Annotated in this window: 22 protein-coding genes and 1 pseudogene; 14 read left to right on the top strand and 9 right to left on the bottom strand. The window is 61.6% G+C overall.

The genetic code is table 11. The annotated features are described in order from the left end of the window. Window positions 1-984: a 3-hydroxyacyl-CoA dehydrogenase family protein gene (locus B5520_RS16720; protein WP_104443629.1), complete on the top strand. Its 984-nt coding sequence runs from the start codon at window positions 1-3 to the stop codon at window positions 982-984. Between the two features lie 28 nt (window positions 985-1,012). On the opposite strand, the gene B5520_RS16725 is transcribed toward B5520_RS16720, so the two are convergent. The 4 genes from B5520_RS16725 to B5520_RS16740 all read right to left on the bottom strand — a co-directional run bounded on the left by B5520_RS16725 (window position 1,013) and on the right by B5520_RS16740 (window position 6,354). After that, on the bottom strand, window positions 1,013-1,723 hold the full coding sequence (locus B5520_RS16725; RefSeq protein WP_079598211.1) for a cache domain-containing protein: 711 nt from the start codon (window positions 1,721-1,723) through the stop codon (window positions 1,013-1,015). 246 nt (window positions 1,724-1,969) lie between these two features. Further along, window positions 1,970-3,475, bottom strand: coding sequence for an NAD-dependent succinate-semialdehyde dehydrogenase (locus B5520_RS16730; RefSeq protein ID WP_079598212.1), 1,506 nt, complete (start codon window positions 3,473-3,475; stop codon window positions 1,970-1,972). A 119-nt stretch (window positions 3,476-3,594) separates the two neighbouring features. Then, complete coding sequence (locus B5520_RS16735) at window positions 3,595-5,277, bottom strand: BCCT family transporter (protein WP_079598213.1); 1,683 nt, start codon at window positions 5,275-5,277, stop codon at window positions 3,595-3,597. A gap of 126 nt (window positions 5,278-5,403) precedes the next feature. Continuing rightward, on the bottom strand, window positions 5,404-6,354 hold the full coding sequence (locus B5520_RS16740) for a flavin reductase (protein WP_079598214.1): 951 nt from the start codon (window positions 6,352-6,354) through the stop codon (window positions 5,404-5,406). Between the two features lie 118 nt (window positions 6,355-6,472). Between B5520_RS16740 and B5520_RS16745 the strand changes: the two genes are divergently transcribed. The 10 genes from B5520_RS16745 to B5520_RS22920 all read left to right on the top strand — a co-directional run bounded on the left by B5520_RS16745 (window position 6,473) and on the right by B5520_RS22920 (window position 15,779). Further along, window positions 6,473-7,171 (top strand): GntR family transcriptional regulator, encoded by a 699-nt coding sequence (locus tag B5520_RS16745; RefSeq protein ID WP_079598215.1) that lies wholly within the window; start codon window positions 6,473-6,475, stop codon window positions 7,169-7,171. A gap of 152 nt (window positions 7,172-7,323) precedes the next feature. Continuing rightward, window positions 7,324-8,001: an amino acid synthesis family protein gene (locus B5520_RS16750; protein WP_176156893.1), complete on the top strand. Its 678-nt coding sequence runs from the start codon at window positions 7,324-7,326 to the stop codon at window positions 7,999-8,001. After that, a complete protein-coding gene (locus B5520_RS16755) occupies window positions 7,998-8,549 on the top strand; it encodes an amino acid synthesis family protein (RefSeq protein ID WP_079598216.1) in 552 nt (183 codons plus the stop codon). The genes B5520_RS16750 and B5520_RS16755 overlap by 4 nt, the downstream gene beginning before the upstream one ends. After that, on the top strand, window positions 8,546-9,286 hold the full coding sequence (locus B5520_RS16760; RefSeq protein ID WP_079598217.1) for an alpha/beta fold hydrolase: 741 nt from the start codon (window positions 8,546-8,548) through the stop codon (window positions 9,284-9,286). The genes B5520_RS16755 and B5520_RS16760 overlap by 4 nt, the downstream gene beginning before the upstream one ends. Beyond that, complete coding sequence (locus B5520_RS16765; protein ID WP_079598218.1) at window positions 9,283-10,764, top strand: aldehyde dehydrogenase; 1,482 nt, start codon at window positions 9,283-9,285, stop codon at window positions 10,762-10,764. The genes B5520_RS16760 and B5520_RS16765 overlap by 4 nt, the downstream gene beginning before the upstream one ends. Before the next feature lie 11 nt (window positions 10,765-10,775). Continuing rightward, on the top strand, window positions 10,776-11,027 hold the full coding sequence (locus B5520_RS16770; RefSeq protein WP_079598219.1) for a tautomerase family protein: 252 nt from the start codon (window positions 10,776-10,778) through the stop codon (window positions 11,025-11,027). Continuing rightward, complete coding sequence (locus B5520_RS16775; protein ID WP_254865607.1) at window positions 11,027-12,097, top strand: LLM class flavin-dependent oxidoreductase; 1,071 nt, start codon at window positions 11,027-11,029, stop codon at window positions 12,095-12,097. Before B5520_RS16770 ends, B5520_RS16775 begins: the two co-directional genes overlap by 1 nt. A 749-nt stretch (window positions 12,098-12,846) precedes the next feature. Continuing rightward, a complete protein-coding gene (locus tag B5520_RS16780; protein ID WP_079598221.1) occupies window positions 12,847-13,944 on the top strand; it encodes a tyrosine-type recombinase/integrase in 1,098 nt (365 codons plus the stop codon). Between the two features lie 4 nt (window positions 13,945-13,948). Beyond that, window positions 13,949-14,281 (top strand): helix-turn-helix domain-containing protein, encoded by a 333-nt coding sequence (locus B5520_RS16785; RefSeq protein WP_079598222.1) that lies wholly within the window; start codon window positions 13,949-13,951, stop codon window positions 14,279-14,281. A 139-nt stretch (window positions 14,282-14,420) separates the two neighbouring features. Further along, window positions 14,421-15,779 carry a hypothetical protein gene (locus B5520_RS22920; protein WP_254865608.1) on the top strand — a complete coding sequence of 453 codons (1,359 nt, stop codon included), beginning with the start codon at window positions 14,421-14,423 and terminating at the stop codon, window positions 15,777-15,779. A 43-nt stretch (window positions 15,780-15,822) separates the two neighbouring features. On the opposite strand, the gene B5520_RS16795 is transcribed toward B5520_RS22920, so the two are convergent. Together B5520_RS16795 and B5520_RS16800 are read right to left on the bottom strand one after the other, a co-directional pair. Then, entirely contained in the window at window positions 15,823-16,470 is a 648-nt protein-coding gene (locus tag B5520_RS16795) for a hypothetical protein (RefSeq protein WP_079598223.1), read from the bottom strand. A gap of 180 nt (window positions 16,471-16,650) precedes the next feature. Further along, entirely contained in the window at window positions 16,651-16,953 is a 303-nt protein-coding gene (locus tag B5520_RS16800; protein WP_079598224.1) for a DUF4193 domain-containing protein, read from the bottom strand. Window positions 16,954-17,161: 208 nt separating this feature from the next. On the opposite strand from B5520_RS16800, the gene B5520_RS16805 reads away from it, so the two are divergent. Both B5520_RS16805 and B5520_RS16810 read left to right on the top strand, forming a co-directional pair. Then, window positions 17,162-17,722, top strand: a complete 561-nt coding sequence (locus tag B5520_RS16805; protein WP_079598225.1) for a recombinase family protein — start codon at window positions 17,162-17,164, stop codon at window positions 17,720-17,722. A 473-nt stretch (window positions 17,723-18,195) separates the two neighbouring features. Then, window positions 18,196-18,951, top strand: a pseudogene (locus B5520_RS16810) (amylo-alpha-1,6-glucosidase); the annotation flags it as partial. 626 nt (window positions 18,952-19,577) lie between these two features. Here the strand turns inward: B5520_RS16810 and B5520_RS16815 are convergent. The 3 genes from B5520_RS16815 to B5520_RS16825 are packed head-to-tail and all read right to left on the bottom strand — an operon-like array spanning window position 19,578 to window position 22,455. Further along, entirely contained in the window at window positions 19,578-19,883 is a 306-nt protein-coding gene (locus B5520_RS16815) for a 2Fe-2S iron-sulfur cluster-binding protein (protein WP_303048432.1), read from the bottom strand. 23 nt (window positions 19,884-19,906) lie between these two features. Further along, a complete protein-coding gene (locus B5520_RS16820; RefSeq protein ID WP_079598227.1) occupies window positions 19,907-21,127 on the bottom strand; it encodes an NAD(P)/FAD-dependent oxidoreductase in 1,221 nt (406 codons plus the stop codon). After that, on the bottom strand, window positions 21,127-22,455 hold the full coding sequence (locus B5520_RS16825; protein WP_079598228.1) for a cytochrome P450: 1,329 nt from the start codon (window positions 22,453-22,455) through the stop codon (window positions 21,127-21,129). Before B5520_RS16825 ends, B5520_RS16820 begins: the two co-directional genes overlap by 1 nt. 313 nt (window positions 22,456-22,768) lie before the next feature. On the opposite strand from B5520_RS16825, the gene B5520_RS16830 reads away from it, so the two are divergent. Further along, complete coding sequence (locus tag B5520_RS16830) at window positions 22,769-23,884, top strand: NAD(P)-dependent alcohol dehydrogenase (protein WP_079598229.1); 1,116 nt, start codon at window positions 22,769-22,771, stop codon at window positions 23,882-23,884.

Consider the following 23,884-nt stretch of genomic DNA (forward strand, 5'->3'; position numbering starts at 1 on the left):
ATGACCGAAACAGCAACCACCCCAGCATCTGCGAGCGCCCGGAAAATCGCCATCGTCGGCTCGGGCTACATGGGCGGCGGGATCGCACAGGTCCTGGCGCTGGGAGGGGCGCGTGTGGCCCTCTCCGACGTGTCCGCAGAGGTGGCCCAAAACAATTACGACCGACTCCTGGTGGAGTCTGACCAGTTCGTGGCCGACGGGCTGTTCCCCGCCGGCTCCACCGAAATCCTGAAGCAGAACCTCTGGGCCGCAAAGGACATCGAGGAGGCCGTGGCCGACGCCGACTTCATTGAGGAAGCCGTCCCCGAGGTTATGGAGATCAAGCACCAGACGCTTTCGCGGATCAGTGCCGCTGCCCGGGCGGATGCCATCATCGGCTCCAACACTTCCACCATCTCCATTGCTGAGTTGTCCCGGCCGGTCAGCAATCCGGAGCGGTTCCTGGGCGTGCACTTCTCGAACCCCTCGCCGTTCATTCCGGGGGTCGAGATCATTCCGCACGCTGGCACGTCTGCCTCCACCGTGGGGGCGGTCCGCGAGCTGGTCCACGCCGCCGGCAAGCAGACCGCGGTGGTCAAGGACGTCACCGGTTTTGTGCTGAACCGGTTGCAGTACGCGCTGTTCCACGAGGCGGCGCAGCTGGTGGAGCAGGGCATCGCGACGGCGGACGACGTGGACACCCTGGTCCGCACCACCTTCGGTTTCCGGCTGCCGTTCTTCGGTCCGTTCGCCATCGCCGACATGGCCGGGCTGGACGTGTACAACTTCTGCTACCAGTCGCTGCAGAAGGATTTCCCGGAGCGGTTCGCCACGCCTGCGATTCTTTCCGGTCTGGTGGAGGCCGGGAAGCTCGGCACCAAGACCGGCGCCGGGTTCCTCAACGTCCCGGCCGATCGGATCCCCGAGCTGATCGCCTACCGCAACAAGGCCTACGTGGCCATGCAGAAACTGCTGGATGAGCTGGGCCCGGCGCCGCTGGGCTGAGACGGGCGGCTTCCGCTGGAAGCTGAGACTACTCGCCGTAGATCAGAGATAGACCCAAGTGTGGAACATCCAAAGCTATCCGATGCTGGCCTGGAGCTTCGGGCTTGATCCGCTCGCCAACCAAGTATCTGCCTGAGTTGCCAAGAACGACGCGGTTGCTGGCGTTTATGAGGGCGGCGTCGCTTGGGACGGCAAGCAGATTTGGCATGATGAGGGGCTCCAGATCCTTAATCCGAATGTCACAGCCCGCTACCCCCATAAAACTTCCATGGACGGAAAACGGGGCCGTGAATGAGAGGATGTACTCCTCGAAGCCGAGAAAGTCCACATACGGGCCGGATAGAGCCTGCTCACGCGTGGAAGCGGCAGTCGAGAAGAACGGCAGCTTCTCGTAGTCGTAATACCGGGTACTGCCGGGGGTCCGATCAGCATCAACTCTCTCCATGCCGCCGGAGTTGGTGCGGACCCACCATTCGAAAGATCGGCCGCCCTCTTCAACGGATGCTGCGGAGAGAAATATCCAAGCGCCGACAGCATAAGGTTTCTTCGCCAGGAACTCCCGCGCGACTTCGTCCAGTCCTACCAGTCCAGTCTTACTGATCCTGGACTTGCCGACGGGATTTTTCTCCTCCAGGAGCGAGGTAACGTTCCTCGCAAGTTCCTTGGTCTCGGCGGAAACGCCGCTTATCCATGCAGTGAGGGCATCAGCAGCATGTACGACTTCACTGTCAGTGTTCATTGGCCATCCTGGATTGATGCGGCATAAAACGAGATGAGTTCACATTCAACAGGCGCCGCTTCCGGGTCGAATGCTGTAGATGAGCCAGCCCAATTGACCTGGACTCTCCTACTTTTACAGTGCTCTGTGACGTGGAGGCCGTCTACGCCTGGCGTCGCGTGTGTCCATTGGAACCAGGACCTCCCAGTTGCGAGGATGGGAGGTCCTGGTGGTGTGATACATCCTTCCGAGGCAGGAAGGGGACAGTTAGCCGGCGTAGGGGTCGGCGATGCCGATGTATTGGGTGGTGGTGTATTCGGCGATGCCTTCGGTGCCGCCTTCGCGGCCGAGGCCGGATTGTTTGACGCCGCCGAAGGGTGCTGCGGCGTTGGAGATGACGCCGGCGTTGAAGCCGACCATGCCGAACTCGATCTGTTCGGCCACCCGCAGGAGCTTGTTGTAGTCGCGGCTGTAGAGGTAAGAGGCGAGGCCGTACTCGGAGGCGTTGGCCAGCCGGATGGCGTCCTCTTCGGTGGTGAAGGTGGTGACGGGGGCGACGGGCCCGAAGATTTCCTGGCCCAGAATAGCCGCACCGTTGGGCACATCGGCGAGGACGGTGGGCTGGTAGAAGTAGCCGGGCCCGTCCACGGGTCCGCCGCCGGTGACCGCCACCGCTCCGGCGTCGACGGCGGCAGCCACCAGGGCGTGGACGTCGTCGCGGGCGCCGGCGTCGATCAGCGGACCCACCTGGGTGGCGGGGTCGGTGCCTCGCCCGGTTGTGAGAGCGCTCATCGCGGCGGCGAACTTGCGGGTGAATTCCTGGGCGACGGATTCGTGCACGAGGAACCGGTTCGCGGCGGTGCAGGCTTCGCCCATGTTCCGCATCTTGGCAGCCATCGCCCCTTCGACGGCGGCGTCCAGGTCGGCGTCTTCGAAGACGATGAAGGGGGCGTTCCCGCCGAGCTCCATCGAAGTCCGCAGCACGTTCTGCGCGGCGTCTGCCATGAGGCGCTTGCCGACCTGGGTGGAGCCGGTGAAGGAGACCTTCCGGAGGCGGGAGTCCTTCAGCAGCGGCCCGGAGATCCCGGATGCTGATGAGGAGGAAACGACGTTCAGGACGCCGGGCGGCAAGCCGGCGTCGAGCATGGTCTGGGCGAAGTACTGGGCCGTCAGCGGGGTGAGTTTGGCGGGTTTGAGGACCATGGTGCACCCGGCCGCGACGGCGGGGGCTACTTTGCGGGTGGCCATCGCCAGGGGGAAGTTCCAGGGGGTGATGAGCAGGCAGGGGCCGACGGGTTTGTGCTGGACGAGGATCTTGTTCTTCCCCTCCGGCGACGTCAGGTAGCGGCCGTAGTCGCGGACGGTTTCTTCCGAGAACCAGCGCAGGAATTCGGCGCCGTAGGTGACCTCGCCGCGGGCTTCAGCCAGCGGTTTGCCCATCTCCAGGGTCATCAGCAGGGCAAAGTCCTCGGCACGCTCGGTGACCAGGTCAAAGGCGCGCCGGAGGATCTCCGCCCGCACCCGGGGCGCAGTCCGCGCCCACGACGCCTGGGCGGCGTCGGCTGCATCCAACGCCGCAATCGCGTCATCGCTGGTGGCGGAGGCGAGGACGGCGAGCACCTCGCCGGTGGCGGGGTCATGGACGTCAAACGTGCCGCCGTCGGACGCCTCCCGCCACTCGCCATCGATCAATAGGCCGGTTGGGACAGAGGCAAGGAGGGAGGCCTCATGCTCGGACAAGGTGGCAGGGGATAGTGCGGGGGAAGTGGTCATGGTGTTCCTTGGAGAAGTTCGAAAATCAGTGGTTGAGCCTGTCGAAACCGGGTTACAACACGCGGGTTTCGACAGGCTCAACCACCAGGGTTAGGAGCTGAGGCGGGGTTTCGTCATGCTCAGTCAGCCTCGCGCTTGAGGATGCGGCTGAGATCGCGCTGGGTCAGCGCGCGGGTCCCCTCGAACTGGGGGTCCTTCCTCAGCTCCACCACCAGGCCATAGCCGAGGAGGGCGACAATCACGGTGAACGGGAGTGCCGACAGCATGGCCGCCTGCTGGAGCGCCCCCAGGCCTCCGACGATGAGGAGAACGACGGCGCACAGCCCGGTGAGCAGGCCCCAGGTTGTCAGAACCGGCTTGGTGGGCTTGAGTGTTCCGCGGGAGGACATCATGCTGAGCACGAAGGTGTTCGCGTCGGCGCCGGAGACGAAGTACATCACCACCAGGAAGATCGCCACCACGGAGGTGATGCCGGACAACGGGAGCTCAGCGAGGGTGGCGAAGAAGGCCGAGTTGACGTCCTCCAGCGCAGCGGCACCGATCTGGCCGCCGTTATCCATGTCGAACTTGATTGCCGAACCGCCGAAGATGGTGAACCAGGCGAAGAACACAACGCTCGGAACGATCATGACGCCCGCGATGAACTGGCGCACCGTGCGTCCCCTGGAGATCTTGGCGAGGAAGACCCCCACGAAGGCGCCCCAGCTCAGCCACCAGGCCATCATGAAGTAGGTCCACCACTGCATCCACTGGACGTCGTCGGGGGTGCTTGGCGTCAGCAGGCTGACGGCGAAGAAGCCGCTGAGGTATTCGCCGAGGGAACGGAAGAACAGGTTTGAGATGAAGTTGGTGGGTCCCGTGAACAAGACGAAGAGGGCCAGCCCGGCAGAGAGGACCATGGTGCCCTGGCTCAGGTACTTGATGCCGCGGTGCACGCCGGAGAGCGCGGAGAGCGTGAAGATCACCGTGATGACGGCGATGATCAGGATCTGGCCCACAAGGCTGGAGGGAATGCCGAAGACCCGGTCCACCCCTTCGCCGATCTGTGAGGCGCCGAGTCCAAGGGACGTGGTTGTTCCGAAGAGGGTGGCGATGATGGCGAAGATGTCGATCATCTTGCCGAACCAGCCGTCCACCAGTTTGCCGAAGACCGGACGCAGCATGGGCGAGACCAGTCCGGCGTTGTTGCGGCGGTGTGTGGAGTAGGCGATGGCGAGGCCGAAGACCCCGAACACGGCCCAGGCGTGCGGACCCCAGTCGAAGTAGGAGAACTGCATGGCCCGGACGGCGGCTTCCATGGTGCCGGCCTCGGCGAGGCCGTGGGGCGGGGAAGCGAAGTGCGAAATGGGTTCCGCGACGCCATAGCTGATGAGGCCAATCCCCATGACCGCGGAGAGGATCATCGCAAGCCAGGACCAGGTGCTGAAGTCGGGCTTTGCGTCGTCGGCGCCGAGTCGGATGGTTCCGAACCTGCTGATGCCGATGTAGATGAGCAGACCGATGCAGCCGAGGGTCACAAGCAGGTAGCTCCAGCCGACGCTTTCGGCGACCCAGTTCATTGCCGCGGTCATGACGGCGCTCAGGTTTTCGGGGGCCAAGGAAGCCCAGGCGGTGAACGCGCCGATGAGGCCAACGGATGTCCAGAAGACTGCCCCTGGCCGGTGCCGGAGGCGGTCGGCTTTGGCCATCGGGGTTTCGGTTGCCTCCTCGGGGGCAGCCGGGGAGTGCGATGCCTTGCTGTTGTCGCCCATGCCGGGGGATGTTTCATCCATCAGATCCTCGGCAGTTTTGATGTGGGTCATGGGTGCTCCAGGTTGCAGTGGGCTGCATAGGTTTGGTTGGGGATGCCTTCACGAAGGAGGGACGTTGCGTGCCCTTGTCAGTCAGCTGGAGGCCGGCTGGTGTGGGACGGCTGTGCGGTGGTGCGCTCAGAGTTCTTGGAGGCGTGCGCCGTCAAAGAAGTGGCCTGCCTTGTAGATCATGGGGTCTACGTCTGCGACTTCAGCGTGCCGTACCCGGCCGACGAAGATGGTGTGGGTCTTTGCCTGGAAGCGTTCCTTGATCTCGGCCTCGAGTGAGGCGGCCGAGCCGTCGATCAGTGGCACACCGTGGGGGCCTGCGTGCCATTCCAGGTTGGCGAATTTGTCCGGAGCCTTGGAAGCAAACGTCCGTACAGTGTCGTGCTGTTCGTTGCTGAGGATATTGATCCCGAAGTGTTCCGACCGGAACAGGGCCGGGTAGGTGGACGACGTCTTCTGGACACAGACGAGAACGAGCGGCGGGTCCAGCGAAATCGAAGCATAGGAGTTTGCCGCAAGGCCCCGGGGTTTGCCGTCTTCGTCGACGGTGGTCACCACGGTGACACCGGTAATGAACTGCCGGTTGAAGCCCTTCATGACGTCCAGCGGAAGGTTGCCGGTCAGTTCATCCACCACGACGTCCGTGGTTTCGTCCTCGAATGCCGAGTGGAGGGACGGAACACCCAGGTCGGCCAGGAGTTCTGCGGCGTCCCAGGTAACCCGCTCGTACGCAATACGGCCATCGCGCAGCGTGAGGGCGTTTGATCCGCGGGTCTCCACGACACGTCCTGTGGGCGGGACTCCACCCAGCGGGTGCGTGAAGGTGCCGGTAGTTGTCCAGAAAATGGCTACATCGTCGCCGTCCGCGATGACCTTGTCGATGCGGGTGGTGAGGTCCGGGAATGCCGCCCGGACTTCGAGGATTTCCTGCTGAAGTTCCTTCAGACCGGTGATCTTTTTCGTGCCGGCGCTTTCACGCTGGTAGTCGGCGGTGACGATTGCGTCGAAAGCACTGACGTCACCCTCGTCCCAGGCTGCGGTCCAAGCTGCGGTCAAGGTGTGGTTGATTGTCTGTTGCATGCCACAACCGTAAATCTAAGTGTGATCTGCGTCAACACCCTCCGCGGAAAATAGCGTTACAACGCGGAATAGAACCAATCCCTTGACGCCCTGCTTGTATGCAACGTACGTTTGATGCATGCAAGAGATGCTTCAGGCCAAAACACAAGAGCAAGCGAACGGGAACCAGGGAAGCCTCCTGGATAAGCTGCGCAAGCTCGTTCTCAGCGGCGAGTACCCGCCAGGTGCTCCCCTGCCTGAGTTGTTCCTGGCTGAAGAGTTCGATGTGAGCAGAACGCCGGTGCGGGAAGCGCTCAAGCAGCTGGAAAATGAGGGCTTGGTTGAAATACGCCCAAAGGTCGGCACCTTCGTCCGGATACCCACCCGGCGCGAAATTGTGGAACTGTTCCAGCTGAAGGAAAGCCTGGAGGGCCTGGCGGCCAGCCTGCTCGCCCGGCGCGGTCCCGTGCCGGAGCTGGACCGTCTCAAACGCAACATTGAGGCGTCAGAGGGCGCCGAGCGCCGGGGGGACAGCGCCAAGTATGCCGAACTGGTCCATGAGTTCCACTGGACCATCGTGAACGGCTCCGATAACTCAAAGCTCCGCGAGCACTACGGGCGCCTCATGAACCAGCTTGCCTACCACCGGATTGTCCTGGAGACCGTTGAGCGTCCGGCCCGGATGCGGGCCTCCATCCGTGAGCATCAGTCGGTTCTCGAAGCGATCCTGGAAAAAGATCCCACCGGTGCCGAACTTGCAATGCGCGGCCACGTCAATGCCTCTAGCCTTGCCGCAGCCCGTATCGCCCCCGAATCGCCAGACGTTGCCGGGAATTGAAATTTTGGCTGGATCCATCCCTTGTGAAAGGGATGGCCAGCGTGGCCTTGCCGCATACCAGCGAACCGCCAGCCTTTGAGGCGGAGAAACCGAAAGGACGTGCACTGTGTGCTCCCTGACTTCCCTTTCCTTCCGATGGAAGGACCTGAACCATGTCTGATACAGCACTGACTTCCCGTTCCGATGACGGAACCGATCTTCAGCAGGCGCAGCTCATGGAAGAGCTTGCCCGGCAGGTTGGTGTTCGGAAGATCACCGTGCTCACGGAAGAGCTCCTCCGCGACGGCCAGGGTTCCCTGCCCACCAGCGTGACCAGGGCCGCCGCAGCCGCCATCGTCCGCAACCCCTGGGCCGGCTCACCGGTCTCGAACGATCTGGCACCCGAGACCGAACGGATCGCTCCGGTGCTCGCGAAAGTCCTCACCGACCGCCTCACCGCAGCACTGGGCGGTGCCGGCGAAATCGAGGCGTTCGGCAAGTCGGCCGTAGTAGGGCTGAACGGTGAGGTCGAGCACGCTGCGGCGCTGATCCACACCCCGTTCTTCGGCAACCTTGTCCGGGAGTTCCTCGAAGGCACGTCCATCCTGTCCTTCTCTGACGACCGCGCCGAACCGGGGACCTCCATTGGCGTGCCCATGTGGCACAAAGAGGCCGCCTCCACCCGCAGCCACTACCAAACCCTGACGCTGAGCCTGAGCGATGCGCCCCACCCGGATGAGATCGTCGTGATCGCCGCCGCCTCCACAGGCTCGCGTCCGCATCCCCGCATTGGCGACCGAACAACTGACCGACCCGTTACCGCTGAAATACTGGAGGGAATCCTGCCGTGAACATCCGCAAGATCGTTACTTTGTCCGAAGAAATCCTGACCGAGGGCGGCCGTCCCGTCACGCCCGGAGCCCGTGTCGCCGTCGCCGTCGCCGTCGTGGAAAACCCCTGGGCAGGCCAGGGCTTCGTCGAGGACCTTAGCCAGGGCATCGATGCAACAGCCTCCGACCTTGGCGCACTCCTTACTCCCAAGGTCATCGAGGCGCTTGGCGCCCCGGTGGAGGCCTACGGCAAAGCAGCCATTGTGGGCATCGAAGGGGAGGTGGAGCACGGCTCGGCACTGATCCACACACTCAAGTTCGGTGACCACTACCGCAAGGCCGCTTCCGCAACCACCCTGCTGCCCGCCGTCGAGAAACGCGCGCCGGCCGGCACCGTGTTCGACATCCCGATGAAGCACATCACGGATGCGACCATCCGCTCCCACCACCAGACCGTCGAGGTCAGGATCGCCGACGCTCCCCACCCCGGTGAGATCCTCATTGCCCTCGCGGCCTCCGCACAGGGCCGGCCGCAGGAACGCCTGGCGCCCCTCTCCACAGAGCAATGACACACACGCAGGAAACTCCCGTTGCCCTCCTTCACGGGGTGGGCCTCGATGCGGCCATGTGGGCGCCCGTCCAGGAAGCGCTCGGGTGTGAGTCGATCGCCGTCGACCTGCCCGGGCACGGCCAGCAGCCGCCGCTGACGCAACCGGTCACCCTTAAAGACCTGGCCGACGACGTGCTGACGCGCCTCCCCGAGCGGTCCCATCTCGTGGGCTTCTCACTGGGGGCGCTGGTTGCGCAGTACATCGCGAGGTTCCATCCCGGCCGGGTCAAGACCCTCACCTGCGTGAGTTCGGTGTGCCAACGCACTGATGCCGAGCGCAGTGCGGTCGGCGCCCGGCTGGCATCGGCCGAAGCCGACTTCCCGGCAACGGTTGAGGCTTCGATTGACCGCTGGTACTCAGGGACGGCCGTGCCCCAAAGCGTCGTGGACGCGACCCGCCGGACCCTTGAGGCAAATGACGTCCAGTCCTTTATCCACGCCTACCGTGTCTTCGCCTTAGGGGACGGGGTGATCGGCAACGAGCTCAGCCGCATCGAGGTGCCGGCGCTGGCCATCACCGGCGAGCATGACCCGGGGTCGACGCCGGAGATGACGAGGCGGCTGGCCGCAGCCATCCCCGGTGCGAAGGCCGTCGTCGTGCCGGGTGCCCGGCACATGCTCCCCGTCCAGGACGCTGACGTCCTGGCCCGGGCCATCAACGAGTTCATCAAAGATTCCGAAGGAGAACGCGCATGACTGTTCGACTCGAGCACTTTATCGGGGGCACCTGGTCTGCTCCCGCCGGCGGGGAATACTTCGCCAGCACCAACCCCGCAACACTCGAGGTCCTCTACGAGGCGGCCCGGGGAACCGAGGAGGACGTGCGCCGGGCCGTGGCAGCGGCGAAGACCGCGTTCCAGTCGCCGCTCTGGCGTGACCTCACGGCCACCAAGCGGGGCCACCTCCTGCGCCGCCTCGGTGATCTCATTGGCGAGCATGCCGAGGAGCTCGCCGAGCTTGAGACCCTGGACAATGGCAAGCTGCTGCGCGAGATGCGCGGCCAGCTCGCCGGCCTGCCGGAGTACCTGTACTACTACGCCGGGCTCGCGGACAAGGTCCAGGGCAGCCAGATCCCCACGAATTCACTCGCGATGCTCAACTACACCCAGCGGGAGCCGCTCGGCGTCGTCGGGGCCATCACGCCGTGGAACTCCCCGCTGACGCTGACCACCTCCAAGCTCGCCCCTGCCCTGGCTGCAGGCAACACCGTGGTCATCAAGCCCAGCGAGTACACCTCGCGGACCATACTGCGCGTCGCCGAACTAGCCTCACAGGCCGGGTTCCCCGACGGCGTGGTGAACGTCGTCACCGGCTTCGGCCAGGAAGCCGGCGCTGCCCTGGTCAGCCATCCGGACCTGGCAAAGATTTCCTTCACGGGCTCCACGCAGACCGGAGCCCGCATCGCCGCGGAGACCGCGTCACGCTTCATCGGCTCCACCCTTGAACTGGGCGGCAAGAGCCCCAACATCGTGTTCGGCGACGCAGATGTCTCGAACGCCGCCATGGGTGTCATCGCCGGCATCTTCGCCGCGGCAGGCCAGACCTGCATCGCGGGCAGCCGGGTCTTTGCCCATCGCAGCGTCTATGACGAACTCGTTGAGCGGGTCGCGGAACGGGCCGCCTCCATCATCATCGGTGACCCGCTCCTCGCCAACACCGAGCTCGGGCCCCTCGCCTTCGGCGCCCAGCTGGACAAGGTGAGCTCCTACGTCGACCTCGGCGTCAGCGAGGGTGCAACCGTCCGGACCGGTGGCCGCAGGCCCGAGATCGACCTTCCGGGATACTTCTTCTCGCCGACTGTCCTTACCGACGTCGACAACTCCATGCGCGTAGTAAGGGAGGAAATCTTCGGCCCCGTCGCCGCGATCATGCCCTTCGACTCCGAGGACGAGGTGGTGGGCCTGGCCAACGACACCGAGTACGGACTGGCCGCCGGCGTCTGGACCCAGAACCTGGCACGCGCCCACCGCATGGCGCGCCGGCTTGAAGCAGGCACAGTGTGGGTCAACACCTACCGCGCCATGTCCCCGATGTCGCCGCGGCAGGGCTTCAAGAACTCGGGCGTGGGCATCGAGCACGGACTCGAATCCATGCACGAATACACCCGGCTCAAGAGCATCTGGATCAATACCGACGAAGGTCCCGTGTCCGACCCCTTCGTCCTGCGCAGCTGAAGGAGCCACCCATGCCACTCATCGAAGTCTCCATCGCCCGGGGCCGGACCCCGGAGCAGCTCCGCGCACTCATCGCCGAACTGCACCGGGCGGCAGAAACCGCTGTGGGTGCAGTTCCGGACAACACCACCGTCATCATCCGCGAGATCGAGCATGAACACTGGTCCCGCGGCAACCAGACCATCGCCGAACGCAATGCAGCAGCCTCCGGAGCTGTGGTCAACGAGGCACCGCAGAACGCCGCGGCAGAACAAAGGATTTAATGATGCGCTTTTCACTCTTCGTCCACATGGAACGCTGGGACGAGTCCGTCTCGCACCAGGAATTGTTCGAGAACCTGACGGAACTGACGCTCATGGCGGAAGCCGGAGGATTCAGCACCGTCTGGATCGGTGAACACCACTCCATGGAGTACACCATCTCTCCCAGCCCCATGCCCCAGCTCGCCTACCTGGCCGCCCGCACGTCCAGGATCCGGCTCGGCGCGGGCACCATCATCGCGCCGTTCTGGAACCCGCTCCGCGTTGCCGGCGAAACCGCGCTCCTGGACGTCATCAGCAACGGGCGCATGGAAGTGGGACTCGCCCGCGGCGCATACCAGTTCGAGTTCGACCGCCTGATGGGCGGCATGTCCGCGGTCGACGGCGGCAAGCACCTGCGCGAGCTCGTCCCGGCAGTGCGCAAGCTCTGGGAAGGTGACTACGCACACGACGGCGAGGTCTGGCAGTTCCCGACGTCCACCAGTGTCCCGAAGCCCATTCAGAAGCCCACCCCGCCCATGTGGATCGCGGCCCGCGACATCTCCTCGCACGAGTTCGCCGTCGCCAACGGCTGCAACGTCATGGTGACCCCGCTGATGAAGGGCGACGAGGAAGTCGAGGACCTCGCCAACAAGTTCGACACCGCTGTGGAGAACAACCCCGGCGTCCCCCGTCCGGACCTCATGGTGCTCCGCCACACGCACGTCCACTCCGAAGACGAGCCCGAGGGATGGCGGCGCCCGGCCGAGGCCATCCAAAAGTTCTACCGGACCTTCGATGCCTGGTTCGGCAACAAGACCACCCCGAAGAACGGCTTCCTCGAGCCCAGCCCTGAAGAGAAGTTCGCCGAGCGTCCGGAGTTCACGCCGGAATCGTTCCACAAGACGGCGATGATCGGAACGCCCAATGAGGTTATCGAGCGTCTCCGCCGCTACGAGGCACTCGGCGTAGACGAATTCAGCTTCTGGGCCGACAACAGCCTCACCCATGAAGAGAAGAAGCGCTCACTTGAGCTGTTCATCGAGCACGTCGTGCCCGCCTTCCAGGAACAGCCCGCCACCGCCGCGCGCTAGTGCCAGCTGGCTGACTGCAACATAGCCGAGCCCGTAGCGCTCAGATCAATAGGGCAGAAGACGCTCGGCCGGGACTGCCCGGCCGGGCTCTTCGTGACGTCCCTACCCCCCCCCGATTCTGATTTGGCGGGACCTCGGCGGCCCGTAACTGCGACAGACACCTTAGATCAGCCTGAACGAAAGTGAACCCAAGCTATGTCCAATCAAGCGGTGCCGATTTGGGCTATCCAGCGGGTCAATACAGTTCTTGCCGCGGAGTATGCCGCGGGCCGTCGCCCAACGAATACGGCACTAGCCCGGCGCGCAGGGTTAAGCGAGCGTCTTGTACGGCGATGCCTGAGCCAGGCGACGATGGGCAAAACACCCAAGGCATCACGCCGAAGCATCGCACGCCTCTCCTGAACGCGCCTGGCAAAACCCTAGATGTGCCAAGACGACGGCACTCCCCGCCTAATTTGAATCGCCGATAACCGTGATTATGTAAGGCTGAATAATGATTATTGCATCTGATGCATGATCACCCCTCTTCCGCCCGCGACTCGCCGCCACGTAGTCATTCAGCGTCGCAAAGCGCCCTGACCTGCGGAAACACGTCGCACAGATTCGGCGCAGGGCATTCCTAAAAGCATCGATGGGCCGCGCAAAGCCACATGACCTTGATCTTGGATGCCCGGTTTCGCAGTGGATTTGCAGGCGTTGTGCATTAATTGCATGATTCTTGCATCCAATGCAATGCTTCAGGAGGGTTCGTGTCGGTCGATTCAGCGGGACGGGTGCTGGATTTCGGCGCAGTGCGTTTCCTTCATCCGGAGGATGTCGTTTTCAACCAGATGCTCACGGGTTGGCGGAATCAGCAGCTGAGCAGGAATCTGTCGTTTGGCACAATCGAAGGCCGGGAGCGGCTCGTGACGCGGTTCCAGGAGTCCACGAATGAGTATCCGTGGCAGTGGACGCCAGCACATGTGGATGAGTTCTTCGGTGATCTGCGCAGCGTGAAGCACGCGGCCCAGTCCACGATCCGGAGTTATCAAGCGGCGCTCCGGGCGTTCTGCTCGTACGTAGCCTCGCCTGATTATGGCTGGGACCGGGTCTGCAAGCAGTATTTCGGAACGCACCCTTCGCAGGTCTGTTTCGACTGGAACACCGCCGTCCACGCCCAGACCAACGAATCGGATCCTAAGCGGCGGCCGTTCACCCGGCAGGAGCTGCAGGCCTTCTTTGACCGGGCCGATGACGAGGTGGACAGGATCGCAACGCTGGGCCGCAAGGGCTGGCTGCCGGCCTACCGCGACGCTGTCCTGTTCAAAGTGGCCTACTGCTGGGGCCTCCGCCGCAACGAGGTCAGGCACCTGCAGACTGTCGATTTTGCCCGGAACCCACACGCCCGGGAATTCGGCAAGTACGGGGTCTTGCAGGTCCGCTACGGGAAGGCCATGAAGGGTTCACCACCCAAGCGCCGCAGCGTGCTCACCGTGTTCGACTGGTCCGCGGAAATCGTTGCCGACTGGCTGGAACACGGCCACCCGCACATGACCGACGGCCTGGACCTGTTCCCTTCCGAACGGGGCACCCTTGTTTCGGAGACGGCGCTGAACCGAAGGTTCAACCGGTACTGCGAGGACCTGGGCCTCTCCCCCGGCCTCGACATCCACTCGCTGCGCCGCTCCTACGTCACCCACCTGATCGAATCAGGTATGGACGCTTTGTTCGTCCAGCACCAGGCCGGGCACGAGCACGCCTCAACGACCGCCCTCTACACCTCCGTCTCCAGCGACTACAGGGTCAAAACACTGCGCCGCGCTCTAGACTCCACGGCCCGGGACGCGCTGGCCGGAATGGAAGACTGAACGCATGAAACGAGAGATCGACTACCGCTGGCGGCTTGCAGAACTCATGGCAGCCCGGGGAATGCACAACAGCACCGACCTCAGCCCGTTGCTGAAGGAACGTGGCATCGAACTCTCGGCCTCCCAGGTTTACCGGCTCGTCACCCAACGCCCAGAACGGGTCTCACTCATGATGATCGCCGCGCTCTGCGACATTTTCTCGTGCGGGCCTGAGGACCTGGTTACCGTTACAGCGACAGATGCCAAGGCCCGCAAAGTCGCCTCCGATGCCAACGTCGTGGACCTGAACAAGACCATCCGGCCCAAACGTGCCCGGGTAATCCGCGATGACGGCTGAGATCAGCTCTCGGCTTACCGTGCGTGGCCGGCCCCGCACCACCGGGGCGTTCACCTGCGACAGGTGCTCACGGGCAGCCGGCAAGCACCGTGCCAGCTGGCCAGAAGGAAGGATCTGCGGGACCTGCTTCACGGTCGCCATGCGCACCCACGGCACCTGCCCCGGCTGCGGAACAGAGCGCATGCTCCCCGGCAGGTCAGCTACCCACGATGGCCAGCCAGTCTGCGCCGATTGCGCGGGCATCACCCAGGACTACCACTGCTCCGGCTGCGGCACCGAGACTGAGCATTACCGCCAGAACACCTGCGCCCGCTGCTCACTCCGGAACGACCTCACGGCGCTGTTGCGCGTCGATGACTCCAAGGGAACGGAAACGACGGCAGCGAAGCTGCTCGCCGCGCTTTGCGGAGCCGACCGCCCCGAAAGCATCCTTACCTGGCTCCGCAGCACCGGTGTCCGCGAACTGCTCGAACGAGTCGCTATCGGAGACGTCCCGCTCAGCCACGAGGCGCTGGACAAGGAAGCCAACAGCCTGCGGGTGGAGCACATGCGCAGCCTGTTTACCCACCACAAGCTACTCCCGGTCCGGGACCACTACCTCGCCCTCTTTGAGCGGTGGCTATCCAGCAAGCTCGATGGGGTTGATGATCCCGAGGTGCGCCGCCCCGTTGAGTCTTTCAGCCGATGGCATCACCTGCGCCGAATCCGAAGCCTGTCAACAGACGGGAAACCTAGCCGCGGCCCCGTGCACAGCGCAAAGCAGGAAATCACCGAAACCATCAAATTCCTCACCTGGCTCAAACTCACCCACGGACGGACCATCATCTCGTGTGTGCAAGCCGACGTCGATGCCTGGCTGGCCGACGGACCAACCACCAGACACCGCATCCGAACCTTCTTCGTCTGGGCAACTAAAAACCGGACCTGCACCAACATCACCATCGGTCATCGCCAGGCCAGAACCGTTCCCCTGCTCACCCAGGGAGAACGACTCGCGATGCTCAAGGCCTGCCTCACCGACAATGTCGACACCCTGTCCTACCGGGTCGCTGCCACTCTCCTGCTGCTTTACGCCCAGCCAGTTGTGAAGATCGCCGCGATGAAAAGCACCGATGTCATCATCACTCCTGACGGTTTGCGCCTATCGCTTGGCCACGGAGATCCAGCGCCAGTACCCGAGCCCTTCGCCGCACTCATCACCGAACACTTGGCCTCACGGCCCAACCTACGCACCGGCAGCAGTTCCGGCAGCCCCTGGCTTTTCCCTGGCTACCGCGCAGGGCAGCACCTGCACCCCAACACCCTCATGGAACAGTTGCGGGATATCGGAATCAACCTCCGCGGCGCACGCAACGCATCCCTCCGCAACCTCGTCAAAGAAGTCCCGGCACCGCTCGTCGCAGAAATGCTCGGCTACAGCTACCAGGTCACGCAAAAGCACGCTGCAGCCGCGGCAGAACCCTGGTCCCGCTACATGCCAGCCACTACTGAATATTGATCACCAGGCATCTACCGAAGCAAACTAGCTGGATCGGGCCGGATCAGCGATTCTGATCGAACCAATCCGACGGACTCAAAGCTCTTGCTTTTGGCCGCCCTATTCGATCAACGATCGGAGCCCACGTCTTAACCGGAACATCCTCCGCAAACCAATCAAAGGCCCGGATTGAAGGGTGGGCAGCGATTGCCTCCGGATCGATACTAGTCAAAGCCAGCGCTTTGGAAAGCAATAATTCCTCCAGATACGGCGCCTCTAGAAGCGGACCCAACCCAGCGAGCCCCTTCATCGATCCGATCTCCAGTCGCTTGAGATGCAGAAGGTTAGCGAGTGAAGGAAGAATCCGCACTTGCGGCAATCCATAGAGGCTCAGCAGCCGGAGGTTTGTTTGAGCACTTAGAGCAGACAGATCATACAGACCGCGGACCTGGTTGACTGCGAGGTAGGTCAAGTTCTGGCAGCCATTGACCACGTCGATCGATGTTCCGGAGCCCCCTCGGATGTCTAACCACTCCAGCTGCGACAGCGATGACAAAAAGCCCTCGGGGATCTTAACCGCCCAGAGCGTCAGGCGCCGGACACCGGCGAGCCACTGGGCATCCGATAACTTGAGCGAGGCATGGTCGATCCAGACGTCATGCTCCGAGCGCCATTTGGCAGCAGATTGAGCGGAACTTTGTTGAGCAACCATGACCCGAGTATGTCGCAAAGCCCCGTGAACCACGGCACTGCGGCGTCTCGGTAGGTCTTGTCAGCGGATTAGTACCAAAACGAATATGCACCGTTGCCAGTAAACCCCTGCGTATTGCATCCGATGCATCATTTTCAGCCAATCGACGACGCCGGGTTACCTGCCGCTGCGCTGCTGAAGTCAGCCTTCGCACTCGATGCAGGACGACTGGCCGTTGTTTTCGCGCGCGAGCTGCGACCGGTGCCGGACCAAGAAGCAGGATGAGCAGGTGAATTCGTCCTTGCCCTGCGGGATGACCTGAACGATGAGCTCCTCGGAGACGATTTCCCCGCCGGGCGTCAGTCCTTCGTCGAGGGCGTCGGCTTCGTCCAGTTCGGTGACGACGCTGCGGGCGTCCGGGGCGCTGGCTGACTTCAGTGCTTCCAAGGAGTTGTCTTGGGATTCTTTGACGTCGGAGCGGACTTCGTCGTAATCGGTAGCCACGGTAGGCGCTTCTCATTTCTGTAGTTGGCTGGCTTCCTTCTGACCAGAGTGCAACGTACCCAAGTACAGCGTTGTTCCCGAACCAGTTGGTGTTGTCTCGGCGTGACGCATTGGCTTCGGCCCCGGGGCAGGCTCCGAATGCGGTGTCTTGACGTGTTCGGTCAGGGCGCTGACACTCGTTCTCACAAGTCAAGGATTGGAGGCAGCGGTGACGGGACAGCGTATCGGTTACGTTCGGGTGAGTACGGTGGACCAGAATGAGCTGCGCCAGCTCGAGGGCCAGGTCCTGGACCGGGTCTTCACCGGCAAGGCTTCGGGCCGGGACACCGCGCGGCCACAGCTCACGGAGCTGCTGCGGTTCGTCCGCGACGGCGACAGCGTGGTCGTGCACAGCATGGACCGGCTCGCCCGCAACCTTGATGACCTCCGCGCCCTGGTGCAGGGCCTCACCAGACGGGGCGTGCGGGTGGAGTTCCTCAAGGAACAGCTCGTCTTCACCGGAGAGGACTCCCCGATTGCCAACCTCATGCTTTCGGTCATGGGAGCCTTCGCCGAATTCGAGAGGTCCCTGATCCGGGAACGCCAACGTGAGGGCATCGCCTTGGCCAAGCAGCGCGGCGCCTACAAAGGACGAAAGAAAACCCTGACCCCAGAACGGGCAGCAGAGCTGGTCCAGCGCGCCGGCACAGGCATCCCGAAAGTCGTACTCGCCCGCGACTACGGAATCAGCCGGGAAACGGTCTACCAGTACCTCCGTCAAGCCACGTGAAGTAGGCCCTCTCCCCTCCCCCGGGGTTCCCCGCCAACCTCAAGGTTCACCCGGCAGGTTGGTAATGGAACTTCGGCCAACCGCTATTTGGCCGGAGTTTCGCCACTTTTGGCCTCCGCCAAGTACCGCCGGTTGCGCTTAATCCGTTTCAACGCGCGAATGCTGGGACGTAACCGTCGTTAGAAGCTCGAACCAGTATCTGCCGTTGCGGCGACTCGGAGCTTCTGTTGTTCCCTACGTCTGAATAGATAGATCCCGGCGACGTGCCCCTTGGTGACGACGCCCTGTCCGGTTGCCAGCACACGGTTAGTGGACGTTGACCCCGTTTCTACGAAAACGTAACCAGTGTGCTCAAGACGCCAGCCAACAGCTTCGATCTGCCCCAGGGTAACAGCAGTCGAAGGAGCCTGGACCAGCACATTCTCGGAGGATCCGAACGAAGAGTGTGAACCTGCCAGAGTGGACTTGGCCGTCAAGTACCGGAGCGCGCCGCGCGGCTGAAAAAGCAGTTCAACGAACAGTTCTGGCTGCCTGAGCACGGCTACTACGCCATCGCGCTGGACCGCAACAAGCGGCCGGTTGATGCCTGCGCCTTCAATATGGGCCACTGCCTGTTGTTCGGACTCATTGATGAGGACAAGGCTCCGCTGGTAGCGGAACGGCTGATGTCCCGCGAAATGTTCAGCGGATGGGGCGTGCGGACGTTGGCGAGCGACATGGGCGCCTTTAACCCCGCGAGTTACCACAACGGGTCGGTCTGGCCCCACGACAATGCAATCATCGCAGGCGGGCTACTGCGCTACGGCTTCGTCGAGGAAGCGCAGCGGATCTCCGCAGCCCTGTTTGAGGCTGCGGAGTACTCGGACGGGCGGCTGCCTGAGTCGTTCTGCGGTTTCAGCCGCGAGCACTTCGACGAACCTATCCCCTACCCCAGTGCATGCTCGCCCCAGGCCTGGGCAGCCACCACGCCAATCCAGTTGGTGACGAGCCTGATGGGCTACTATCCGGACGTTGCCCTCGGCGGCCTCTGGATGGATCCTGTGCTACCGGAATCGTACGGCGACCTGCACATCACCAACGCACCCATGGCCGAGGGCCGAATCACCCTCGATATCTCCGGTTCCACCGCGACCGTCCGGGGGCTGCCCGAGGGCATGGTGTTCCAGCACGGATCCCGGCCTTGGGCGGCCGACCTCGTAGAACAGGCCAGACGACGCGGAAAGTCCTAGCCTCATCGTCAGGCCGACAGTCCTCGTGGCGGAGCATGCAGTGTGCGTTCGTGCGACGAGGCCAGCCGGAGCTGCGCCCTGAATCAAACGCCATCGGTGCTGTCCCGGAGCGAACACGACCGACAGCGGCAAGGACTACCTGTCTGAGACTTTATCTCGGAGTGCCGCTTCCTCGGGGTCAGCGTCATCGCCTCCGCTGCGCCTCCCCACGTACAAGGGTTGTACCGAACGGCTGACGGGCATGATCGAGACTTCCTGGATCCGAAAGCTTCCTGGTCATGTGGGCAACGCTGGACGATGGCATGGCAACAAGACTGGAGCTGATACGAGATTGAAGATGTCCGTGTCAGCGATGGTCGAAAAGTGAGCCATCCGCCGTCCCGCAGGACCACCTGTTTTGGCACCACGGCGGTATGATCTTCGCTTCCCCGGTCAACCATTCAGGTCAATAACAGCTTCACTGGTCGACTGGACGACTACATTCACTGGTACAGCCACGAAAGTATTAAGACAGTCGAAGGGACCAAGCCCAGTGAAATACTGGCTTGGTCCCTTCGACTTGCGTCGAATCCAGAACCGCCATTTCGATTCAGCGCTGGTGTGACGACGTCCAGGGGAAGCCTGAGTCAGGGTTCAGGAACACTTACGCAGACTTTTGTGCATTCACGTCCTATGACCAACTGGCAGGACAATCTAGAATTGGACTCCCTGCCCTCAGCGAACTCAAGCAGTTCCGCCTCAGCATCTGTCGGCGGCCCAAAGGTGCTGGATGTTTCTTCGATCAAATACACATGGCATGTCCCGCACGCACACGACCCGCCACATTCAGCGATGATCCCGGGCACATTATTGCGAACTGCTGCATCCATGATGGACTGACCTGGAGGGACGTCTACGGCTTGAGTCCTTCCGTCAAATTGCCGATATTCCACGATAGCCAACTGAATTCTCCTTTCTAGGTTCCGACGAGATCGCGAAAATCTACACTGGGATTCCCTAGATTTTCGATGTCGACGGGGGTCTCGTGCGCGATTAGATGCCTGGCCGCTACGAATGCAGCGGGGTAGTTAGCGGTCTCGACCGCGATGACGCGCCCCTTTTCGTGATGGAAGAGCGCGAAGCGATTTTTTACTTTTTCATCGCGGACTACAACTTGGGCGTCGGGCCTGACAGCACCTGCCATCTTCAGCTTCAGATCGAACTGATCGGACCAGAACCACGGAAGTTCGGAAGGGGGCGGGAGCGATCCTAGTATCGTGGAGCTGGCTTGCTTGGCCTGCTCTGTCACGCTTGGAATGCTCTCCACTCTGCCTAACCGGCCCTGGCGGAAGATAGGACGAGTGGTGGCGTCTCCAATGGCGAGCACATCGGGATCATTCGTCATGGCATAGGCATCTACGATGATCCCGCCGTCACAGGCGATTCCGGCTCGCTGGGCAAGCTCATCGCGAGGTACGGCTCCTGCGGCCACAAGTACAGTGTCACAGACGATTTCTGCACCCGATTCGAGAGCTACAGCGCGCACGTGACCGCCAGGGTCTCCAACGAAGCGTAAGTCCCCAATTGAGGTCCGGATGTCAACTCCGTTTGCACGGTGGTGTGATGCCAAGATAGCTGAAAGCTCCGGGCTGGCCACCCTCGCCAAAACCCGGTGCTCGCGTTCGAGGATCGTGACCCCAATTCCCTGAGCCCGAGCTGCGGCTGCTACTTCCATGCCGATATAGCCTCCCCCCACGATGGCTAGATTACCGCCGGCTTTTAAGGCTTGGCCCAACTTCCGGGAATTCCGCAAGCTCCTTAATGTCAGGACCCCATCGAGGTGATGTCCCTCAACTGGAAGTTGTCGAGGTTGAGCACCGGTGGCAAGGACCAAAGTACCGTAGGCAAGGATTTCACCGTTCGTAATCTGAACTTCCTTTGCGAACCGGTTGATCGAGGTGACCTTCTGGTTTAGAAGTACCTGAATGTTCTGGTCAGTGTAGAACTGGGCAGGGCGAAGCAGATTAGCGTTATGGGCGCCAAGGAAGTCCTTTGACAACGGGGGGCGGTGGTAAGGCAGTTCATCTTCTTCGCTGATGATGACGATTTCATCGGTGAACCCCCCCTGGCGGAGGAAACCAGCCAGGGAGCTGGCGCCGTGACCCCCACCGACAATAACTACACGAGATTGGCCCATCAGTTCAGTTCCAACCTTACGGGCAGATTTTTGGGCCCGCCAACAAAGTTTGCCTGCATCACTTTTCGACCTGACAGAAGCTCGATTTTTTGGAGTTTGGGAAGAAGCTCCTCCAACATGACCTTTAGTTCAAGCTTGGCTAGGTGCTGTCCGACGCACATGTGGGGGCCGTACCCGAATGCGATCTGGCGGTTGGGTCGACGTGTGATGTCAAAGGTATTCGGTGATTCGAAAACATCCGAGTCGCGATTTGCAGACTGATACAGGAGCATAAGCTTCTCGCCGAATTTGATTTCCTGCCCCCTCAGCGAATAAGTGGTTTCAGCTCGGCGGACAAAGTGTTTCACGGGCGAAGCCCATCGCAACCCTTCGTTGATGAGGTCAGGTATCAGCGCCGGATTTTCCTGGACGCGGGCCAGCAGATCTGGTTGAAGTGCCAGCTGTTCGATGATGCTCGCCAGCGTACTGGAAGTAGTATCGTGGCCGGCTGTGGCAATGGCGATGAACCATCCGTATGCATATTTGTCTTCGAAGTACTCTCCGTTGGACTGCTTGGCAACACTAATGATGGTTGCAAGGTCGTCCTGTGGATGCGCACGACGTTCTGCGATGAGCGCATCGAAGTACGCGTAAAAGTCCTTCATGGTGGCGGCCCATTGCCGACCAATAGCTTCCGGTGATGCCGCGTCAATGTCCGTCCGCTGTTCGTCCGGATCCGCAACACCGAACATTTCCTGGGTAAGATGCATCATCCTCGCTTCATCCTCACGGGGGATCCCGAAGAGAGCCATGATTACCCGAAGAGGGTAATGAATGCTGAAGTCCTTGACCAGGTCAATTTCCTGCGGTCCGGAAAGTAATTGATCTATTGATTCACGCGCAAGAACTCGGATTCTTTCGTCCCATTTCGAGATGTTTGCCGGGCGGAACCAGTCGCCAGCCATAGCTCTGATAGCAGCGTGCTCATCCCCATCCAGATTAGGGACGCCGCCTTCAAGCATCCGCACACTGCCTCCCGTAAGCAACTTGAAAAACTCGTCTGTTGCTTTATCAAAGAAGATGACATTGTGATTATGATCCGGGACTTCACCGCCCCCGCTAGAGAAAATCGCGGGTTGACGCTCAATCTCCATGATGTCGGCATGCTTCGCGACGAGCCAAACAGGATCGTATCCGTCAACTTCGACTCGCGCGAGCGGGGCGTTATTTCGCAACCATTCGTAAGCTCCGAAGAGAGATTCCTCATCAAGGTGTCCTTGAGGGAGAATAATCTGCTCTGCGATCGAGGAGGGCACGGTCGATATCAGTGAGGTGTCTTGGGGGGACAATGTAACTCCTTGTTTGTCTGTTGGGGTGACCAATTGCGGCATACACAACAGGCCACCCAACCAATGCGGTGTGATTTGAGTCTCCACGAGTAGCGGGGGGATATACATCACTCGGCAGGGCTATATATTTCGGCAACCTACCGCCTGAGAAATTTTGCTCCGATCTGTCACGAAATTGCTCCCTATGAGGGACTCATCGGGTGATCTTCGAGGGATCTTTATGCCCTAAGGAGCTGAAACGGCAGTAGATGTGATCACTATGATCACGTGATGACCTGCATCACATTCATATCGCAGCAGTTGAGAGGCAAGAATGCAGAGCGCAGCCGCAGTTGTTAGAGCCGTAGGTGAAGATTTCAGCTTCGAAGCTATCGAGGTTTCGGATCCAGCGAGCCGGGAAGTATTAGTGGAAATTGCAGGTGTGGGTCTCTGCCACACTGACCTGGCCGTCAGGGACGGCCATATTCCCTTCCCCTTTCCATCAGTACTCGGTCACGAAGGCAGCGGAAGGGTGCTTCGGGTCGGCGACAAGGTCACAAGGGTGGCGGTTGGGGACAGCGTCGCCATTAGCTTCAATAGTTGCGGCGAGTGTAGGACGTGCCGGTTGGGCAAGCCGTCATACTGCCTGGATTTTGCTCCACTGAATTTTGGTGGCACGCGGCCTGACGGGACCGGCGTGCTCTCAAGGGGGACCGAGACTCTGGGAGGGAACTTCTTCGGCCAGTCCTCATTTGCCCTACATGCTGTGGCAAATGAGCGAAACGTCGTAAAAGTGGCTGATGATATTCCGCTTGAACTCATCGGTCCTTTGGGGTGCGGGTTTCAAACCGGCGCAGGAGCGGTGCTCAATTCCCTGGACTGCGCACCTGGATCCTCGCTGGTGATTACAGGGGCAGGCTCGGTGGGCATGGCAGCAATCATGGCTGGGGTTGTTCGCGGGCTGGAACACATTATTGTCGTGGAACCGCAGGAAGGGAGGCGTGATCTAGCCCGTGCTCTCGGCGCAACGAACGTCATTGACCCTGCTGCAGGTCCCGTGTCCGCAAGCGTCCGGGAAATCGTTCCGGAGGGGGCTGACTACATCATCGATACGACCGGCTTGCTTCCCGTGCTGGAAGAGTCCGTTCTTTCACTCGCCAGGCTCGGGAAACTGGGTATTTTGGGTGTTCCTTCTGATCCCGCGGCCGCGCTGGCGCTCAACCTTGGATACATCCAGCTGATTGGTGGAAGTGTAGTTGGGATTGTTGAGGGTGACTCTGACCCTGATGTTTTCATTCCATATCTGCTTGATCTCCACCGGGAGGGAAAGTTTCCGTTCGACAAACTCATTACAACCTTCCCGCTCTCGAAGATAAATGAGGCCGTCTCGGCTCAACATAGCGGTGAAGCGGTTAAGGTAGTGCTCCTGACTGATGAAGGAAAGATTTAG

The organism is Arthrobacter sp. P2b, assembly GCF_900168295.1.
Taxonomy (GTDB): domain Bacteria; phylum Actinomycetota; class Actinomycetes; order Actinomycetales; family Micrococcaceae; genus Arthrobacter.

Excerpts from the sequence above, each read along its gene's own strand:
- B5520_RS16775 (WP_254865607.1), top strand. The coding sequence starts at position 11,027 with ATGATGCGCTTTTCACTCTTCGTCCACATGGAACGCTGGGACGAGTCC.
- B5520_RS16745 (WP_079598215.1), top strand. The coding sequence starts at position 6,473 with ATGCAAGAGATGCTTCAGGCCAAAACACAAGAGCAAGCGAACGGGAAC.
- B5520_RS22920 (WP_254865608.1), top strand. The coding sequence starts at position 14,421 with ATGCGCACCCACGGCACCTGCCCCGGCTGCGGAACAGAGCGCATGCTC.
- B5520_RS16750 (WP_176156893.1), top strand. The coding sequence starts at position 7,324 with ATGTCTGATACAGCACTGACTTCCCGTTCCGATGACGGAACCGATCTT.
- B5520_RS16725 (WP_079598211.1), bottom strand. The coding sequence starts at position 1,723 with ATGAACACTGACAGTGAAGTCGTACATGCTGCTGATGCCCTCACTGCA.
- B5520_RS16730 (WP_079598212.1), bottom strand. The coding sequence starts at position 3,475 with ATGACCACTTCCCCCGCACTATCCCCTGCCACCTTGTCCGAGCATGAG.
- B5520_RS16760 (WP_079598217.1), top strand. The coding sequence starts at position 8,546 with ATGACACACACGCAGGAAACTCCCGTTGCCCTCCTTCACGGGGTGGGC.
- B5520_RS16740 (WP_079598214.1), bottom strand. The coding sequence starts at position 6,354 with ATGCAACAGACAATCAACCACACCTTGACCGCAGCTTGGACCGCAGCC.
- B5520_RS16830 (WP_079598229.1), top strand. The coding sequence starts at position 22,769 with ATGCAGAGCGCAGCCGCAGTTGTTAGAGCCGTAGGTGAAGATTTCAGC.
- B5520_RS16720 (WP_104443629.1), top strand. The coding sequence starts at position 1 with ATGACCGAAACAGCAACCACCCCAGCATCTGCGAGCGCCCGGAAAATC.
- B5520_RS16770 (WP_079598219.1), top strand. The coding sequence starts at position 10,776 with ATGCCACTCATCGAAGTCTCCATCGCCCGGGGCCGGACCCCGGAGCAG.
- B5520_RS16735 (WP_079598213.1), bottom strand. The coding sequence starts at position 5,277 with ATGACCCACATCAAAACTGCCGAGGATCTGATGGATGAAACATCCCCC.
- B5520_RS16785 (WP_079598222.1), top strand. The coding sequence starts at position 13,949 with ATGAAACGAGAGATCGACTACCGCTGGCGGCTTGCAGAACTCATGGCA.
- B5520_RS16820 (WP_079598227.1), bottom strand. The coding sequence starts at position 21,127 with ATGGGCCAATCTCGTGTAGTTATTGTCGGTGGGGGTCACGGCGCCAGC.
- B5520_RS16765 (WP_079598218.1), top strand. The coding sequence starts at position 9,283 with ATGACTGTTCGACTCGAGCACTTTATCGGGGGCACCTGGTCTGCTCCC.
- B5520_RS16795 (WP_079598223.1), bottom strand. The coding sequence starts at position 16,470 with ATGGTTGCTCAACAAAGTTCCGCTCAATCTGCTGCCAAATGGCGCTCG.